This window comes from Holdemania massiliensis, from assembly GCF_022440805.1.
GTDB lineage: Bacteria > Bacillota_I > Bacilli_A > Erysipelotrichales > Erysipelotrichaceae > Holdemania > Holdemania massiliensis_A.
Genome location: NZ_JAKNTK010000001.1, coordinates 3,056,048 through 3,074,034 on the forward strand (window position 1 = coordinate 3,056,048; position 17,987 = coordinate 3,074,034).

Consider the following 17,987-nt stretch of genomic DNA (forward strand, 5'->3'; position numbering starts at 1 on the left):
TGCAATACTTTCTTCATTTTTCACATATTTCTGGTGCGAACCTCCCTGGGATTTCATGTTCACCTCAGGTTCGCACTTATAGTCCCTCTTCTTCTACAAAACGATAAAATCCTTTTTCTTTTTCTATATCATCGGAATTGACAGTGCCAACTGGTGCTGTATAAACAACAAATTCTTCATTACCGTCTAACTCAAAAAGCTTACTACAAATAGCATCATCAAATGCCGCGATTCCACACACTCCCAAATTTAAAGCTGCACAGGCTAAATACAGATTCTGACCGACATGTCCAGCATCAATTAAAGCTACACGATGTGCACGTATTCCATATCGCCATTCACATCGATAAGCTATGAGTGACCAATAAAATACAACACTAGCTTTACCAGCCCAGATTTGACCGCATAATGAATCGGAAATTATTTTCTCATCGTTGTCAACCTCATGTAAAAATTCCAGTGCATGCTCCATCGGCAAATAATGATATGCCCCGGATTTTAGTCCTTCACACTTTTTGACAATTAAATAAGTTTCAAAACCATGGCGAGCACCGCCAGAAGGCACTGTTCTCAACGTTGCATATTGCTTTCCACGAATCTCTTTTACGCCTTGACTTGCCCATAGCAAATAGGATAATTGAAGCAAGCTAATCGGTTTCTGTGTGAATACCCGAGAACTATGCCGCCGCGAAAGAATCTCTGTAAAATCTTCAATTTTGGTCAATGCTTCAAAATTACGCGGCAGCTTTATCTGCTGAGTTCTCATCGCTGCTTTTACCAAAGGTGGCTGAGGTTTCTTTAATTGCTGATCTGAAATGAATTCATCTTGATCCTTCAGACTCTGACAATGCATAAATTGCCGTCCTTCCTGAATTAAAGCTTTTACACGTTTTTCATTCATCATCATTATAGCTCCCATCTTTTCTTTAATTATAACAGTTCCGCCAAAAACGAAAAGAAAAACTCCATCCCAGGAAATCAGGATGGAGAAATGATATTTATTTTTTCCCGCAGGTATGACCTGCAAGCCAGCCATGGGTCATAGCCATACCTACAGAGTTTCCAGCCATAGGCGTACTGTAGCCTAAACCATATCGACCACCCAAGCAATTGCCGGCAGCATACAAGTTGTCAATCTTTTCCCATTGTTTATTTAATACATTTTGATCAGCATCTGTTACCAATCCAGATAACGTAACCATGGATGGATTGCCACCATGACTCAGATTGCCAGTTCCACCATAAAATGGTGCTGTTTCAATAGGAATCATAAATTCTTTATCTTTACCATAATCTGTATCGCCTTCTGCGGAATGACACAACTCATTGTAATGAGCGATACTGTCAAGGAAATTCTGTTTTGCTTCTCCTTCATAACCTAACAAATCAGCCAATTCCTCCAACGTATTAGCGGCAAAGACGGTGCCTTTCATCATTTTCCGTTCAGCCAGATTGGCACCAGTAACGGTTGAGCCTTCCGGATTACCAATTTCAACAGCATCCATATCCGCTTTCAATACGTCATAAAAATCATCCATACCAAAGTTTGGAGCACCATGATCTAATGGAGCCTTGGCCACGGTTTCACTCCAATTCGCATCGGTAACATAACAAGCCAGACCCGCAGGCTGACGTTTGGATACCGAACCCAGCTGACTGATTGCGCCTTCATTGCAGAAACGCTTTCCTTCAACATTTAACATCAGCATTGGACAGGTTCCCCAAGGTCCGCTGACACCGCCGCCCAGTGCCATCCAGCCACGCGGTGAAGCTTCAATCATACCGCCAGCCCAGCAACCCATTTTGTGGCCGATCCCAGCACGGATGGTTGTGCTTGCCCAATCCTCAGCTGTTTTTCCATCTCGTTCAGCCCATTCCATACCTTCATTTAATAAAGCCCAACACATCTTTGGATCACCGATAAAATCTCCAGCGCATAAAATTACACCCTTATTCGCTGTAAATTTAACATACTCACCCTCAGCATTCTTAGCGATCAAACCTGTAACAGTCCCTTCATCAGACTGGACTAAGACAACACCTGTATGTTCAAAGAACCATTCAGCCCCATGTTCTTGGGTATACTGTACAATATATTTATGAACAAATTCTATATTGTTCCCTTGATAGCCATAGAATTGTGCATTACATGGCCAAGTCTTATAACCACCGCAGCGAATTGGATAGGAAACTTTCGCTCCGCTGTAAGCAGCCTGAGTATTACATAACGGATATTCAAACATGTTGGACATATCAAATTCGCCTTCATCAGGGACTTCTACACCTGGAATTCGAACCATCGTCCCCTTCATGAAGACATGACTGTCATTCGCTTTCCGCTGTTCTTCATACAGATTATAAATTTCCTGATATCGATCAAACATCGCACCGGAATTCTGCACGAAGCCGCGGATAATATCCGGATTACAGCGTCCATTGGCTCGCAGGCAGAACTCAGAAGTAATTTCACCTGTATTGTATGGGCCAAAACCACGATTGATCAAAAACTGTGAATTGACATGTCCGATATCCTCACCAAACCAACCGCCCATATTTGCCCCGGTATTCTCTAAATCTACAAATGCACCCCAGGCCTGCTGTTCAATGACAGCCACACTTGCCCCTTCATCCACAGCACCTAAGGCTGCACCTAAGCCCGAATGGCCTCCACCTAAAATTACGACATCGAACGTCTTTTCTTCTTTGATTTCTGAATCAGCAACCACTGGTTTCTCACCCAGCCAATCACCAGGGCCACAATAGCCCGGAACTCGTCCATCCGCTGCGGCAGAACCGCTATTCGCAGTTACCACTGGTGTTGATTCCGGCTGCGTCTCATTCGTTGAACAGGCACTGAGCAATCCCATTGCGGCAACACCCAACGCGCTTGCTGCTGTAGATTTTAGAAAATCCCGTCTTGAAATTCCTTTAATCATAAGTTTCTCCCTTCATTCTTGGTATTTTTATCCTACCATTGCTGAAAAAAGAAAAAAATGGCTTCTGTCTGCTTGGACATTTTTCTTGTCTGCTTAGTCAATTTTTTAACAAGGCTTTCGGAAGAGGGAAAAGCAAAGTCAGTATAAAATGATGATTGATCACTTCTGTCGATATTGTGCCTTGATATTTTTCAACAGTATAACGAATACTCCTCAAGCCATAGCCATGACCTGCATCCGCTTTTGTCGTTTGCAGCTGATCCTTATGCCAAAGCATTAAATCACATTGACAAGGATTATCAAAACGAATAACACACCAGGATTGATGAAGACAGACCTTCACATTGATTTCCCGCATATCCTCGGAAAGCTGGCAAACATGTTCAATTGCATTATCCAAGGCATTGGCAAAAATTGTTGTTAAATCAGCAGGAGCTAAGAAATCTAACAGCTCTCCCTGAATCATAGTTAAGAGTGGGATCTTATTCCTCATGCAGCATTCATGTTTATCTGTCAGGATTACATTTAAAGTTTCATTGCCGGTGTCGACAAAGTTCTCAAAGCCTTCCATTTGTTTTTGCAGTGTATTTAAATATTGCCGGCGCTTTTCATGATCTTCCAGCTGTTCCAGAACTTGAAGATGATTTTTCATATCATGATATTTCTGATTCACGATTTCCATAGTCTGCTGGCGATTTTCCACTTGGCGATACTGCAGCTTCAGCATGGTTTGCATGCGCTGCAGATCTTCCTCTTTGTGCTGGCTTTCCATCATCCATTGATAACCAACGATAGTTAGAAAGCCACAGATACTGGCAATTCCTTCAATAGAAATAGCTTCCAATCCGCGTGCCCAGCTTTCTTTGCCTAACGTCTCTGCAAAAGTCCCAATATAAACTACAGGGACAACACTTAAAGCAATCAATCCCATATAAACTGGATTTTGCTGAGTCAAGTCATATCGAAAAACCATCTTTTTCACAGGTGTCAAAATTAGAATATAGATTCCGAGCAGACCAAAACAGGAAATCAGGCGTAATCCCCAGGCTGAACCTTCTACTAAAAAATTAGTTGATTGAGCACTGATCATTAGATGACCAATTAAGTGTCGAATAAATCGTGTCGCCAAAAACAGCACGATAACATAGTAAAAACATTCCCGCCATCGACAGCCGCAATACAATCTGACAAAAACCATCAATGTTAGAAAAGTTTCCAATACATAAAGAATGCTGTAAATATCACGGGTTTGCTGCGAAGTCATACTGAGGAGATTCCATAAGTAATAACCAGCGACTAAAAGCAGAGGAAGTCCCCAGCGACGCCAAGAATGCGGACGAAGCGATGAAAGATAATAAAGAACGGCATAGACTTCACAAACTGTAAACAGCAGCAGGAAACCAAGATCTAACAGTTCTGATTGCGTCATATTAAAGTAACCTGCCTACATGTTTTGTCAAAGCTTCCATAAACTCTTTACGCCGATATTTGCTGATTAATAACTCATCTTCACCAACAAATACTGTAGATTTACGAATTTGACGTACATAATCCATATTGACTAAATAGGCGACATGGCAACGAAAAAAACGTTCATCCAAAATCGCTTGAATATTCTGAAGAGGTTCATTGCAGCGCAGCACTTGTGTCTCTGTATGAATTTGCAAATGACGCGCCACGATCTCCACATAAAGAATCTCATTCATTTCCAGCCAGACCTGACCACGGTCTGTTTTCATCGGAATTCGTTTCTCTTTTTGTTTCTTTTCAATCCGTCGCACGGCTTTCATTAATTTTTCCTTGAAGAGTATAGGATTAACGGGTTTCAGAATAAAATCCATTGCTTGTACAGCATAGCCTTGTATTGCATACTGCGCAAGATTCGTAATAAAGATAATGATTAGATCTTCATCTTGTTCGCGAATTTTAGCCGCTGCCTCCATACCATCCATTTTATCCATTTGAATATCCAACAAGGCCAAGTCAAAGGAATGCGCTGGTAAGGCAGAGAAACTTTCACCATCTGTAAAAACAGCAATCTGTAAATTCAGTTGTTCTTCTTGCTGAATCTGATTGAGAATTTCTTCCATACGTTGAATCTGCGGCAGATAGTCTTCTACCAGCGCCACTCTGATCATCACAGCTCCCCCTTATTAATCCTTTGTGAAATCTTTACGTTATTTGTATCATACCATATTTGAAAAGACGGAACAATTATGATCAAAAAAAACGCTTAAACATCATTTCGTCTACTTAGCCATTTTTTCCGACTGATTGGAAAAATAGATATCCTTTTTTCAATATCAATTCGTGATATAATGAACGAAAAGAAAAAGAGAGGTTTTTTTATTGATGAAAACGAATAAAACAATGATTATGGCGATCAATTTCCCATTTTGTTTACAGGAAGAAAATCACGCGCATCCTTTTCAGATTTTAGGTGATTCTCAGATTAAGATGAATTATTTAGAGGCACTGAGCCGAGAACTTCACAGTACCGCTGAAGATTTTCAAGATGTTGCCTTTACAGCAGTCAAGCTTACAGGCTATCCGACAATTATGAATGCTGATAAAGTTGGAGAACTATTGCATCAAATTCGTCAGGAATATCATTTAACAGAATTTTGTGAAGTTAGTATTGAAACATTGCCAAATACAGTTTGTGTACCTTTATTAAGCGGATTGAGTCAGGGAAAGCCGACACGTTTTCAACTGCAAATACACTCACTGCAGCCAAAAGAATTACTAACATTAAAGGTTCCATACACCTTACCTGACATTCAAAATTCAGTCTTATTTTTAGATAAGTTCCGCGTCAATAATGTTTCATTGACCTTGGATTTAGGAATTCCAGGTCAGACCTTTGTTTCATTAAAACGCACGTTACGTTCTTGTTTAGAACTGGAACCTGATCATTTGATGCTTCGGCCCTATTTAAGTGTGCAGCAACAGGCCGATCAAAAGCTGCAGCAAAGAATGTTAAATTCAACAGATGAATATTTAAAAGAGCAGGGTTGGGTGAATTACGCACCTGGATTTTATTGCAAAAAAGAATGTCATGATCAGTTCTTAAGCCAGCTATGGACCCAAGGCGAAGTAGTCGGTTTTGGTCTGGATGCTTATTCGTGTTTTGATGGTTATCAATATCGAAATACACGTGATTTAGCATCTTATATTTCAGGGGCTGATGATTGTCAGCAATTAATTGAAAATCCACAGGCTTTATCGTCAGAAGAAAAACAGCTTCGGCAATTACGCGGACAATTATTACTTGATCAGCAGCCAGCTGCTGAAGGATACGCCGAGAGTGTTCAAAAGGAAATCAATTCATTTATCAAACAAGGATATATTGAAGAATTAGATGGTAAATTAAGCTTAACTAAGGATGGTAAAGGTGCTTTCTGGATCAGCTTATCACATGAAGCTTATTACTGATGAATGAATAAGTAATGTGTAGGACAGTTACGATTTAATTAAGTGCTGGAATCGTGTTCACTCATCTTTAAATTAAAGAATAACGGGTGCGAACCTGAGGTAAACATAGAATCCCTGGGAGGTTCGCACCAGAAATATGTGAAAAAGAAAGATAATGTTGCAAGTAACAGAATTATTCGCTATGATAGTAGCAAGTTAAGAATCATTTAAATCTCTTTTAGTTTCTTATTAGCTGTCGCATCGCTTACGCGGTGCGTGGATTGAAATAACGGACAAAGAGTTCCTAAAACAATATGCAAAACGTCGCATCGCTTACGCGGTGCGTGGATTGAAATTGTACCGTACTTTTTTCCATCAAAACTTATTCCGGTCGCATCGCTCACGCGGTGCGTGGATTGAAATGCAAATAGAACTGATCCTCCACCACCGAACACTTGTCGCATCGCTCAAACGGCTCCAGAGAATATTAATTCAATTTTCAGCAAGAAAGCTAAAAAAAAGAACCTTAAAAATAAGGTTTAAAACAATTTTTCGATTGACCAATCAATACCGTAAATTGAAAATTAGATATTAAAAATCAAATTGCTGATCTATGATCGTAACCACCTAATAATTTTAATACAAAAATAGACTAAATATCACAAAAAATCAAAAAGTGGTACGATTTGGGTACGATTTGAAAATGAATGCATCAAAAAAGCCCTTAACTAAGGGCTTTTTAAGCATCTGGTGCCGATACCCAGAATTGAACTGGGAACTGAGCATTACCATTGCTCCGTTTTACCATTGAACTATATCGGCAGGCATTTAATATAATATCAGGTACTTATAAAAAATGCAACTATCTTTTTTCAGAATCCAAATTTTTTCAATGCACGAACTATGCGAGCAACGGGAAATCCCATAATTGAATAAAAATCACCATTAATTCTTCTTGCCAAAAAGAAGCCTTCGCCCTGAATGCCATACGCTCCTGCCTTATCCAGCGGTTCACCCGTTTTTACATAAGCTTCAATCTCCTCAGCCTCTAAAGAATAAAACTCCACATCGCTAATATCACAGAAAGAGATTCTTTGAGTTGATGACAACAAGCAAACCCCTGTCATTACTTGATGCGTTTTACCGGATAACTGAGCGAGCATCATTTTCGCTTCTTCTGAATTTCCTGGTTTTCCTAAAACTTGCTGCTCTAAAACAACAATGGTATCCGCACCGATCACGACCGCTTCCGGATGTCGATCTAACACCGTTTGAGCTTTTCGCCAAGCTAATTCCTCCATCGCAGCTTCCAATGGTAAATTCCGATTTAACGTTTCATCAATGTCCGCGATCTCAATGTCAAAAGGAATATGACACCGCTCTAAAAGCTCACGCCGCCGCGGTGATTGGCTGGCAAGAATTAGTTTCTGTTTCATTCCCGGCTTCCTTTCTGATTCTTATCATAAATAATCTTCATTCCTTTGAATGCAAGATCCGGGTCATATTCATCAATACAATCCGTTTCTTTGACAAGAATTCGCCCCAATCCCCCAGTTGCGATTACCTTTAACTGCGGCTGATTCAGCTCCGCTTTAATCTTTCGAACAAGATATTCCACCTGCCCGATGTATCCATAGACCAATCCTGACTGCATCCCCGTAACCGTATTTTTAGCCAGCACACGTTCTGGTTTATTAATCTCAATTTCCGGCAGCTTGGCCGTCATTGACCATAATGCCTGAGCCGCAATTTCAATCCCCGGTGAAATCACCGTATATTCAAACACACCTTTACTGGATATGTAATCATAGGTTGTCGCTGTACCAAAGTCAATCACAAGACACGCCTCATGATACAGATGATAAGCCGCTGCTACATTTACAATTCGATCGGCTCCCACCTCTTTTGGATTTTCAGAATTTACAGAGATTCCCGTTTTCACGCCCGGTCCGATAATCAGCGGCGTACAATGAAAATATTTGATAACCGCACTCTCCAGAGAATGCATAATCTTGGGAACAACGCTGGAAATCACTACGTCATGAATCAAAGAACTGTCGATCAGACGTGTCGACAACATTGTCCACAAAACCATGCCCAACTCATCCGAAGTTCGTGGTGTTTTGGTCGTTAAGCGAAACGTCGCTTTCAAATCATCGTGATCGAACACGCCTACCGTGATATTCGTGTTCCCCACATCCAAGGTCATCAACATAATTTATTTCTCCCTTTTTTCTTTTAGGATTGTCAAACAGCGCTCTAACAGTGCATAAGCCAGTTGTTCCTTGCGCATGATCGGCAATGCTTCCTCTCCTTGCGCTGTAAGTACGGTAACCCGATTTGTATCAATTCCAAATCCTGCCCCTTGTTCCCTTAAATCATTAGCCACAATCATATCCGCATGCTTCGACTCCAACTTTGCACGCGCATGCTCCAAAAGCTGCTCTGTTTCCATGGCAAAGCCACAGACTACCTGATCCTCGCGTTTTCTTTCTCCAATTGTTTTTAGAATATCCTGTGTTCGTTTTAGAGTCAGCTGAAATTCCCCTTCTGACTTTTTTATTTTCTGCGCGGCCATTTCAATCGGTGTATAATCAGCAACTGCCGCTGCTTTAATAATTAAATCTGAGTCTTCAGCATACATTAAAAGGGTCTCCGCCATGGATTGAGCGGAAGTCACCGGCATGTCTGCAACATTACGCACAGGCGGTAAAGTGGTCGGCCCATGAACTAACGTTACCTCAGCCCCCCAGTTTCGCGCTGCTTTTGCGAGAGCATAACCCATTTTTCCACTGGAATGATTGGTTAAATAGCGAACTGGATCCAAAGCTTCTTGAGTAGGACCTGCACTCACTAACACCTTCAACCCGGATAACGGTTTTTCTGTAATTAAAGCCTGTTCAATTTCATCTTCAATCGCCGCTAAAGGAGCAAGGCGGCCTTTGCCTACATCGCCGCATGCCAGCAAACCGCTGTCCGCCTCTACAATTTGCATGCCTCTGGCTTTTAACAGGCGCAGATTCTCCTGAGTCGCCGGATTTTCGAGCATTCCGGTATTCATGGCCGGACAAATAATCTTAGGACAGCTGCAGGCTAAAAAAGTTGTAGTCAGCATATCGTCAGCCAGTCCATGAGCGAACTTGGCGATCACATTGGCAGTCGCCGGGGCAACCACAAAAACATCCGCCTGCTTTGCCAGCGATACATGCTGAACATGATATTCAAAATTCCGATCAAAGGTATCCACACTGACACGATGACCGCTCAGTGACTCAAAGGTCAATGGGCTGACAAATTCAGTCGCATTTCGGGTCATGATCACATGGACGTCCAAATCTTTCTTTTTTAAGTCACTCGTCAGCTGTGCCGCTTTATAAGCAGCAATTCCACCAGTAACACCTAATACAACTGTTTTTTTCACAATATCCTCCCTGCCGACAATGTCGGCCATTTTAAGAATCATGTCTGACTCTGAAGCATTTTCTTAATCCAATCGTTAATTTGCCGAAGAAGCTTTCCTATACCCTTTAGTCAGAGGCATCAGCGCTCGTCCGACGGCCAGAACAATCAGCGCTCCGATCACCATTTCCATTATACCATTTGTCATAACAACGCCCAATAACAAAGCCGCCAACCCGGACATCGCTACGCCTTTAACTGCAGCATAGGCAGAACCGAAGAAGAAATAGATCCCCAGCATCACCAGCGTCGTATGCAAAAAGGTGCTGATCAATGTCGAAAACAACAAACTGGCGTTCACTTTCTTCGTTGCCTTCATCAGCAAGTTAAACATCAAGCCGGACAGCCAGCCTAATAAGACCCGAGGACCTAAAGCAATGACCAGACTCGCCAGACCTCCATGGAATTCACCGACTGAATAAAAGGGTGAAAAAACAAAAGAAGTAACAGTAGGCGTCAAGGTATTCACGATAACACTGCTGATCCCAAAGATCAATCCCACTACACTCCCTGCTCCAGGCCCCAGCAAAACCCCTGCCAGAATAACAGGGATATGCAATGTTGTCGCACGCACTGGACCGATCGGGATATACCCCAGCGGCGTCAGCATCAGCACAATTTCGATGCAGCCGAATAAAGCCAGCAGCACCATGTTTTTTGTCTTCTGTTTCGATTTCATATTTTTTTTCCTCCTGTCGCTCCATTTCGGATGCAACGTACTGAAATACGAGAATCTCTTTCAGCCTCACGATGTTTGATAGAAGTCACTTCGGATCTCCTTTAAACGCATGAAAACCAAACTTTGAGAATTCATTTTTATTATACTCAGGATCTCCTTTAATTCAATAGTTCCCTGTCCAACTCTGACAAAAGACTACCAAAAATAGACAAGCCTAAGTTTGTTAAACCTCAGCCATACTAACGATACAAGAAATGAAGGTGAATGAATGAAGAAAATACCTTATGTATTATTAATCAGTCTGCTTCTGCTGAGTGGATGTCAGAATCGGCCGGAAGACAACGATCTCACGGCAAAGGTGGGTTCCATCACTGACGATATTCCGGAAATCGATATTCCTCAAACAGATATCGACTTCTCACAATTCAGTACATTAGATTCAAAGATGCAGGCATGGGGACTTGGCAAAGACAAAGATGAAAATGGCCAGCCTCAGGATGCAGTGCTTGCCAACGAAAGGTATAAAGCTTATGATACCGTGTTCGTCGGACGTCCTGATCACAAAGTTTATTTAACCTTTGACAATGGTTATGAAAATGGCAATACGCCAAAAATTCTAGACACACTGAAAGAAAAGAACGTCAGTGCCGTCTTCTTTGTCACATCCCAATATGTTCTGGAAAATCCTGATTTGATTCGGCGAATGATTGATGAGGGACATATCATCGGCAATCACAGCTATCATCATCATTCTTTTCCAACGATCAGCATTGAAAAGGTTTATGATGAAATCATGCAGTTAGATGCCTTATTATTAGATCAATTCCAGTACAAGATGACATTGGTCCGCCCGCCAAAGGGAGAATTCAACGAACAGTCACTGGCCCTCAGCAATCTCTTAGGATATCAAACAGTGCTGTGGTCGTATGCTTACTATGATTACAATGTTGCCGATCAGCCTGATCCGACCTCAGCTTTAAAGAAAAATCTGGACAACGCACATCCTGGTGCAATTTATCTTCTGCACTCCGTATCGGATACCAATACCCAGATTTTATCAGATTTAATTGAAGGACTGCGAAACTTAAACTATGAAGTTTCCCGCTATGATTTAAAAGAGTGACCCAAAAACTGAAATTAAAATACAAGTTAATTGGAATACTGTTACCTGAAAATCGAACATTCCAATTGGGGATAAAAAACAACCGCTGATTAAGAATCTAATCCCCTTGAGTCTGATTCTTCCGTATAAAAACAAATTTCGTTTCCCTTGCTTATTTATTCCAGGCAGCGGATAAGGAATTTGTTTTTCTTTATAGCGGAGAAATCCCTGTCTGATGATATCAAATTGATAATCCTTGTGATATTCGTTACTCCTTTTTTTGTACTTCCGAGCGCAGCTGTTCCAAACGAGCCTCCGCCGCTGCATCCTGATCAAAATACTCAACAAGTAAATCCAGACAACGCAGCGTTTCCGGTGAACTCATATGTTCCAGCTTCTCCGTTTCCTCTAACAGCCGGTCTCCTTCAATCCCTGCCAGCTGCAGAAAACGCGCCACTCGCTGATGCCGCTCCAGCAGCGCTTTTCCTTGTGTCTTTCCCTTTTCTGTCAACTGCACATCCCCATAGTTTTCCACAATTAAAAAACCTTCTGCAGCCAGTTTCCGCAGCATCTTACTGACTGAACTGCGGCCAACCTGCAAAGCATCAGCAAGGACACAGACGCGAAGACTTTGATTCTTTTGCTGCATCCTGTATAACATTTCCAAATAATCTTCCATGGCCGCTGTCAGCTGATCCGCTTCATTACGTACGGATTCACGGAAAGGCCGAAAACCATTGCTTTTCATTTTCTTCATCCCTTTCAGACAATCCTGTCCTATTCCATTCTATTCGCTGTGAAAAGCCTTGTGCGGGCGGATGCTGAAATCGGAAAGCGATCACTCTGCCCTATAAAAAAGCCAGGATTCCAAAGATTCCCGGCCTTTCACTTTCTCTATATTCAATCTAATTCAATTCTGTTTGATCCTCTGGCAATTTAAAGTAGCTGCTGAATTCTCCCTGAATTCGATCATGCAGACGCCGGACACCCCCTTCCAAATGATAACGCATGACATCACTGCAGCGTTCGCGCTGACGTTTTTCCACAATTTCCACAATTTTTTCATGCTCCTGAAGCAGCTCATTCATTGAGAAGTTCGCTTTTACATCCAGCATTCTAAACCGTGAATAATGGACTTTCATCTGATTGATGATCTGCCACATCGCCCGTTGTCCTGCAATGGCGAAAATATGCTCATGAAATTCGCTGTCTAAAGCATAAAATTCATCCGGTGTTCGCTGTTCGGCAATGGCTTGACGCTGATCTTGCAAATCATGCTTCAACTGCTGAAGCTGAGCCGAAGATCTACGCTCGATCCCATCTTTAAGGATTTGAATCTCTACGATAGTCCGCATATTGATCGTCGCCATGACCAGTTCCATATCAATCAAGGACACCTTGGTTCCCCGCTGCGGCAAAACTTCCAGCAGACCATCATTACACAGTCGCAGAAACACGTCCCGTACAGGTGTCCTGGACACCTGAAAACGCCGAGAGATTTCATTCTCACTAATCAAAGCCCCCGGTTCAATTTTGAGGTCGATGATCTCTTCCTTCAACTGATTATAAATTTCCAATTTATCCATCCCACATCCCCCTCATACAGTTAGTATACAAGGTGTACGCAGCGGATTCAAGTTTCATTTTTTACCCCCTTCTTCCAGAGAAGTTCTCACAGTTTCTTCTGATCATGATATAATGCTTGCGATAAGGAGGACAAATTATGAAGTTTTTAGTCATTTCAGACATTCACGGTTCTGCCGCATACATGAAAAAAGCACTTGAAGCCTATGTTTTGCATAAACCCGATCACATCCTGCTGCTGGGGGATATTCTCTATCATGGCCCTCGCAATCCGCTACCGCCTGATTATAATCCCCAGGAAGTGGTTGCGATGCTGAATCCTCTGGCTGATAAAATCACAGCTGTCCGCGGCAACTGTGACGCTGAAGTTGATCAAATGCTCCTGAATTTTGATATTCTGCGTGACTGTGCGACGATTTTTTTAGGCGGACGGCGAATTACGGCAACGCATGGTCACCTGTTTCCGCTTGATCCGCCGCCGCACAGCTTCCCCGGTGATATCTATTTATATGGTCATATCCATATTCCAGTAATCCGCCAGGAAAACGGAATCACACTGCTCAATCCCGGCTCAATCACGCTGCCTAAGCAGAACAGTCCGCATACCTATGGCTTGCTGGATGAAAATGGATTTACCATTATGACCGAAAATCACGAAGTCTATCAGTCCCTTGCTTTTTGAAACATAAAATAAATCGTTGATTTTAACTCTCTGAATAATTGCTGATTAATCCTGGATTTTCCTAGTCTCCTTCGGCTTGGGAAATCCTTTTTTATTCTCATCGATCAGCAGACAAAGAACTGCCGTCCATTGATTCTCAGTTTCCTTTAAGGTCATTTTTAAAATTGCCCCCTGATTCATCAAATGCCGGTGGGCAACGGGAGCAATATAGTAAATCGGCTGATTTATCGAGCTCAAAATCAGCTGGTTTTCACGAATCTCCATCTCACTCCTTTTCCATTGACAACTGGGCAATGTGCGCCGAATACGATCCTGATCCTTATCGGATCCAGAACGCATTCGCTGCGCCTGTTTCCATACTTGCTGAAGCATTGCTGTGGGCAGCGACTGATAAATATCCGGCAGCGGCGCATCTTCAATCTGCTGCGGATGATGGATCATCGCAGCAAATAATTCTTCGCGAAGCTGCGCGGCACTATGACTTAATGCACAAAGTTGGCGGCGTTGGACCAATGTCGGGAAGCATGTAATTTTTACGTTCATAATCATGAGCTCAATTCCTCCTCACTATTACTATTGCGCTTTTTTTACAAATGTCCCGCTGATTTCAGTTTTTTTATCTCCCAGTTGAGTCCCAAATTGTTTCATTACTATCACTTAGGCACCATTTTGGGCGTCATGATAATAAGTGCGCTTCATTACAAACCTGCTGCAGAATTGAACTCAAATAGAAAAAAACCTTCCGCATTTTAAACTGCTTTCGGAAGGTTCACTTTTTTATTTTTCCTGCATCAACCGATCCAGCCGCGGATTTGCGACTTCTCGGATTCGGCCATTTTCGATATAAACTTTTGCTAAACGGTCGCTCAATAAAGTCAAAACCTCATAGGGAATCGTACCTAATTCCTGTGCCACCTGTTCCAGCGGGATATGTGGGCCGATCAGCTCAACCTTTGTCCCTACAGGAAAAGCATGCGGAAGCCGGATCATCGCCTGATCCATACAAATCCGTCCTACAAATTCCCCGGTTTCTCCTTCAATCCAACAACTGCGCCCCTGATGCCGGCGGATCCAGCCATCGGCATAACCTATCGGCAGTGTTCCGATCCATTCTTCCCCCTGCGTTGTATAGGTTGCTCCATATCCAATCGGCTGTCCAGCTTTTAATTGTTTTACATAGATCAAGCGGCTGTATAAGCTGATACACGGCTTGAGTTCAGTTAAATAAGAAGTCACGCCAAACATGGCCAGTCCGCAGCGGACCGCATTGCCTGGAGCTTTAGGATAATGCACTGCTGCATCGGAGTTACAGCTATGCACCCAGCGAAAAGGCGTCTTCAGCGCATCTACAACCGCCTCAAATCGTGCTGACTGATCCTCGGTCATTTGATTATCCGGATTATCCGAACACGCAAAATGGGTAAATATCCCTTCTACGTCAGCACCGTTGGCTTTTAACAAGGACAACATTGCCTGCAGCTCCGCTACCTTCTCCGTACCAATCCGATGCATGCCGGTATCCACTTTTAAATGCACTTTCAGTCCTTTTATCGGCACCTGAATCAATTCTTTAACCCACTCCAGCGACACCGCCGGTACAGTTAAATCATACTGCAGCAGCAATTCTGCCTGAGCCGGATCCACGACCCCCAAAATCAAAATCGGTGCAGTGATTTCCTGATACCGCAAAGCCAAGGCCTCGTCCAAACTCGAAACTGCCAACATGGTAGCCCCGCCAGCCAATGCAGCCCGCGCCACAGATGCATCCCCTGCACCATAGCCGTTGGCTTTGATCACCGCAATAAATTGCCGGTTTGTCTGTGACCGAAGCCACTGCACATTTTCTTTGATCTGATCCAGGTCAACCTGAACCCAGCTTTCCCGATAAAACATGACCTTCCTTCTTTCTACTTGACTTTCATCGCTTATACAAAGCGAGAAGTCGTATATGCCAGATAAATCCCGCCAATCCGGAACATCAGCGATAACAAACCATTGATGCTTGTTCCGATCAAACTTTGCAGCGTAATTCTAAAGGCCATCATGAAAAATTGAAATCCCATCGTGAATACACCGAAACCAAAATAGGCGATCATATCGCCAAATAAGAAGCAAAACACAGCCAGCACTGCTGCTAATACGGAAAACCGCACCTGTACCCCACGTCCATATTTACGAATTACGGTTCCGATTGCATAGCCAAATGCCAGATAGACCACCGAAAATTCAAACATTAAAAACTGCGAAATCAAGCCATACAGAATCGTCAGTCCAATCGTTGCCCCTACTCCATATCCAACCGCCCGAATAAACCGCTCATTGCGGGTAAGGGCTTGTTTATTGTAAATTTTAAGCATACGTCCGCCTCCTGAATACTCCCAGTATAGCACAATCGATATTAAAAGAGAACGGCCGATCCGCAGACAGAATCTTACAAATCATTAACATCAATATTCACTCTCTGCCCGTAAAAAGTCAAGAAACACAGAATTTAGAAACCGTTTTCTTTACTTTTTCTGCATCTCAGGGTATCATTTTTTTAAATGAGTAAAGGAGGTTTCACCTTGTTATCAAATACGCAGAATCAAGCTTTATATGAATTGCAAAAAGAGCTTTGGGGTTATGCCGAACCCGGCTTTTTAGAACACCGCTCTGCCGCAGCAATGAGTAAGTTCTTACGTCAAGAAGGCTTCACGGTTACGGAAGGCATTTGCGGTATGGAAACCGCATTTGTTGGAGTCTGGGGCAGCGGTCATCCGGTGATCTGTCTGTTGGCTGAGTTCGATGCCCTCTACGGATTAAGTCAGGAAGCGGATGTTTCCGAATATAAACCGATTGAAGGCGTGGCTACCGGACACGGCTGCGGACATCACCTTTTGGGTACAGGCTCGATCGCCGCCGCCATGATGGTTAAAGACTATTTAGAAAAAAACAAACTGTCAGGCACCATCAAGATGGTCGGCTGTCCCGCAGAGGAAAGCGGCAGCGGCAAAGCCTATCTTGCCCGCGACGGCTTCTTTGATGACGCAGATGCCGCCATTACGTGGCACCCATCTACACTGAATGTTGTCTCTTCGGGTTCCAATCAATCCTGTATTCAATGCTATTTCCGTTTCCATGGCGTTTCCAGCCATGCCGCCGGCAATCCGGAAGCTGGGCGCAGTGCGCTGGACGCCGTGGAACTGATGAGTGTGGGTGTCAATTATCTGCGCGAACACATGGATTCCAAAGAACGTGTACATTACGCTTATACGAATGCTGGAGGTATTTCTCCCAACGTTGTTCAGGCCGAAGCGGAAGTCAAATATCTCGTTCGTTCCACGACCAATCCTAAATGCCAAAAATTATACGAACGGGTGATCAACATCGCAAAAGGTGCTGCCATGATGACCGGTACAACCTGTGATGTCATCTTTGATGAAGGACTTAGCAACGTCATCCCTAATTTTACACTTGAGCAAGTACTGGAAGACGCTTTCTTTAAAGTTGGAGTCCCGGCCTATACTGAAGCCGAACGGGCGTATGCCAAACAGTTCCGTGATACCTATCCGCTGGAACCGGAGAGCGAAGTCACCGCGGTCATCGCGGAGCCTAAAACACTGATCACCAACATACAAAACAGTGATATCTGTGATATCGTTCTGCGCCACCGCTGCGTTGATGAATGCTCAATGGGATCGACCGATGTCGGAGATGTCAGTTGGGTTGTCCCAACAGCTCAAATCAATACCGCTTGTTACAGTTATGGAGCCGGTGGTCATACATGGCAATGGGTCGCTCAAGGCAAATCCACGCTCGCCTACAAAGGCATGATGCTGGCGGCCGAAGTTATGGCTGAGGCTGTGGAAGCCTGCTTTGAACATCCGGAAATTATTGAAAAAGCCAAGGCAGAATTTGAAGAACGTCTGGCAGGACAGACCTATGAATGCTTGATTCCGAAAGACGTTAAACCCCATATTATTCAATAATGTTAAATACGTAGGCTAGTGAGAAAATCGCATCCGCCTCTATTCCAGACAAACTAAATCTTCATATATATGAAAAAGAATGAACTGATCGTAAATCCGCAGATCACACTGTTCATTCTTTTTTGTTTAGTGATGCAATTAAATCAAATAAATTCAGCTTATT

The 17,987-nt window shown here is 43.0% G+C and carries 17 protein-coding genes and 1 tRNA gene; 4 read left to right on the plus strand and 14 right to left on the minus strand.

The features are described from left to right. Nucleotides 1-76 precede the first annotated feature (76 nt). The 4 genes from MCG46_RS14185 to MCG46_RS14200 all read right to left on the minus strand — a co-directional run bounded on the left by MCG46_RS14185 (nucleotide 77) and on the right by MCG46_RS14200 (nucleotide 5,074). Entirely contained in the window at nucleotides 77-1,036 is a 960-nt protein-coding gene (locus tag MCG46_RS14185) for a SagB family peptide dehydrogenase (protein WP_240280551.1), read from the minus strand. Then, nucleotides 999-2,936, minus strand: coding sequence for an FAD-binding protein (locus MCG46_RS14190; protein ID WP_240280552.1), 1,938 nt, complete (start codon nucleotides 2,934-2,936; stop codon nucleotides 999-1,001). Before MCG46_RS14190 ends, MCG46_RS14185 begins: the two co-directional genes overlap by 38 nt. Nucleotides 2,937-3,033: 97 nt before the next feature. Further along, nucleotides 3,034-4,365: a GHKL domain-containing protein gene (locus tag MCG46_RS14195; protein WP_240280553.1), complete on the minus strand. Its 1,332-nt coding sequence runs from the start codon at nucleotides 4,363-4,365 to the stop codon at nucleotides 3,034-3,036. Nucleotide 4,366: 1 nt separating this feature from the next. Further along, entirely contained in the window at nucleotides 4,367-5,074 is a 708-nt protein-coding gene (locus tag MCG46_RS14200; protein ID WP_240280554.1) for a LytR/AlgR family response regulator transcription factor, read from the minus strand. A 214-nt stretch (nucleotides 5,075-5,288) separates the two neighbouring features. Here MCG46_RS14200 and MCG46_RS14205 point away from each other — a divergent pair, with 214 nt between their 5' ends. After that, the gene (locus tag MCG46_RS14205) at nucleotides 5,289-6,371 is read left to right on the plus strand and encodes a hypothetical protein (RefSeq protein WP_240280555.1); all 1,083 of its coding nucleotides are present in this window, start codon (nucleotides 5,289-5,291) and stop codon (nucleotides 6,369-6,371) included. Between the two features lie 727 nt (nucleotides 6,372-7,098). On the opposite strand, the gene MCG46_RS14210 is transcribed toward MCG46_RS14205, so the two are convergent. The 5 genes from MCG46_RS14210 to MCG46_RS14230 all read right to left on the minus strand — a co-directional run bounded on the left by MCG46_RS14210 (nucleotide 7,099) and on the right by MCG46_RS14230 (nucleotide 10,488). After that, nucleotides 7,099-7,172 (minus strand) — tRNA-Thr (locus tag MCG46_RS14210). Nucleotides 7,173-7,222: 50 nt separating this feature from the next. Continuing rightward, nucleotides 7,223-7,786 (minus strand): Maf family protein, encoded by a 564-nt coding sequence (locus MCG46_RS14215; protein ID WP_240280556.1) that lies wholly within the window; start codon nucleotides 7,784-7,786, stop codon nucleotides 7,223-7,225. Next, a complete protein-coding gene (locus MCG46_RS14220; protein ID WP_020224362.1) occupies nucleotides 7,783-8,565 on the minus strand; it encodes a type III pantothenate kinase in 783 nt (260 codons plus the stop codon). Before MCG46_RS14220 ends, MCG46_RS14215 begins: the two co-directional genes overlap by 4 nt. A 3-nt stretch (nucleotides 8,566-8,568) precedes the next feature. Beyond that, entirely contained in the window at nucleotides 8,569-9,771 is a 1,203-nt protein-coding gene (coaBC, locus tag MCG46_RS14225) for a bifunctional phosphopantothenoylcysteine decarboxylase/phosphopantothenate--cysteine ligase CoaBC (protein ID WP_240280557.1), read from the minus strand. 75 nt (nucleotides 9,772-9,846) lie between these two features. Beyond that, a complete protein-coding gene (locus tag MCG46_RS14230) occupies nucleotides 9,847-10,488 on the minus strand; it encodes an ECF transporter S component (RefSeq protein ID WP_240280558.1) in 642 nt (213 codons plus the stop codon). Between the two features lie 268 nt (nucleotides 10,489-10,756). On the opposite strand from MCG46_RS14230, the gene MCG46_RS14235 reads away from it, so the two are divergent. Further along, nucleotides 10,757-11,611 (plus strand): delta-lactam-biosynthetic de-N-acetylase, encoded by an 855-nt coding sequence (locus MCG46_RS14235; RefSeq protein ID WP_240280559.1) that lies wholly within the window; start codon nucleotides 10,757-10,759, stop codon nucleotides 11,609-11,611. A gap of 247 nt (nucleotides 11,612-11,858) precedes the next feature. On the opposite strand, the gene MCG46_RS14240 is transcribed toward MCG46_RS14235, so the two are convergent. Both MCG46_RS14240 and MCG46_RS14245 read right to left on the minus strand, forming a co-directional pair. Then, nucleotides 11,859-12,347, minus strand: coding sequence for a metal-dependent transcriptional regulator (locus MCG46_RS14240; RefSeq protein ID WP_240280560.1), 489 nt, complete (start codon nucleotides 12,345-12,347; stop codon nucleotides 11,859-11,861). A gap of 148 nt (nucleotides 12,348-12,495) precedes the next feature. Continuing rightward, the gene (locus tag MCG46_RS14245) at nucleotides 12,496-13,176 is read right to left on the minus strand and encodes a GntR family transcriptional regulator (protein ID WP_240280561.1); all 681 of its coding nucleotides are present in this window, start codon (nucleotides 13,174-13,176) and stop codon (nucleotides 12,496-12,498) included. A 137-nt stretch (nucleotides 13,177-13,313) separates the two neighbouring features. On the opposite strand from MCG46_RS14245, the gene yfcE reads away from it, so the two are divergent. Continuing rightward, complete coding sequence (gene yfcE / locus MCG46_RS14250) at nucleotides 13,314-13,856, plus strand: phosphodiesterase (RefSeq protein WP_240280562.1); 543 nt, start codon at nucleotides 13,314-13,316, stop codon at nucleotides 13,854-13,856. Nucleotides 13,857-13,901: 45 nt separating this feature from the next. On the opposite strand, the gene MCG46_RS14255 is transcribed toward yfcE, so the two are convergent. The 3 genes from MCG46_RS14255 to MCG46_RS14265 form a co-directional block, all read right to left on the minus strand. Next, a complete protein-coding gene (locus tag MCG46_RS14255) occupies nucleotides 13,902-14,405 on the minus strand; it encodes a hypothetical protein (RefSeq protein WP_240280563.1) in 504 nt (167 codons plus the stop codon). A gap of 228 nt (nucleotides 14,406-14,633) precedes the next feature. Beyond that, nucleotides 14,634-15,749 carry an alanine racemase gene (alr, locus tag MCG46_RS14260; protein ID WP_240280564.1) on the minus strand — a complete coding sequence of 372 codons (1,116 nt, stop codon included), beginning with the start codon at nucleotides 15,747-15,749 and terminating at the stop codon, nucleotides 14,634-14,636. 32 nt (nucleotides 15,750-15,781) lie between these two features. Continuing rightward, complete coding sequence (locus MCG46_RS14265; protein WP_020224371.1) at nucleotides 15,782-16,213, minus strand: hypothetical protein; 432 nt, start codon at nucleotides 16,211-16,213, stop codon at nucleotides 15,782-15,784. A gap of 207 nt (nucleotides 16,214-16,420) precedes the next feature. Here MCG46_RS14265 and MCG46_RS14270 point away from each other — a divergent pair, with 207 nt between their 5' ends. Beyond that, on the plus strand, nucleotides 16,421-17,824 hold the full coding sequence (locus tag MCG46_RS14270; RefSeq protein WP_240280565.1) for a M20 family metallopeptidase: 1,404 nt from the start codon (nucleotides 16,421-16,423) through the stop codon (nucleotides 17,822-17,824). The last annotated feature ends 163 nt before the right edge of the window (nucleotides 17,825-17,987 follow it).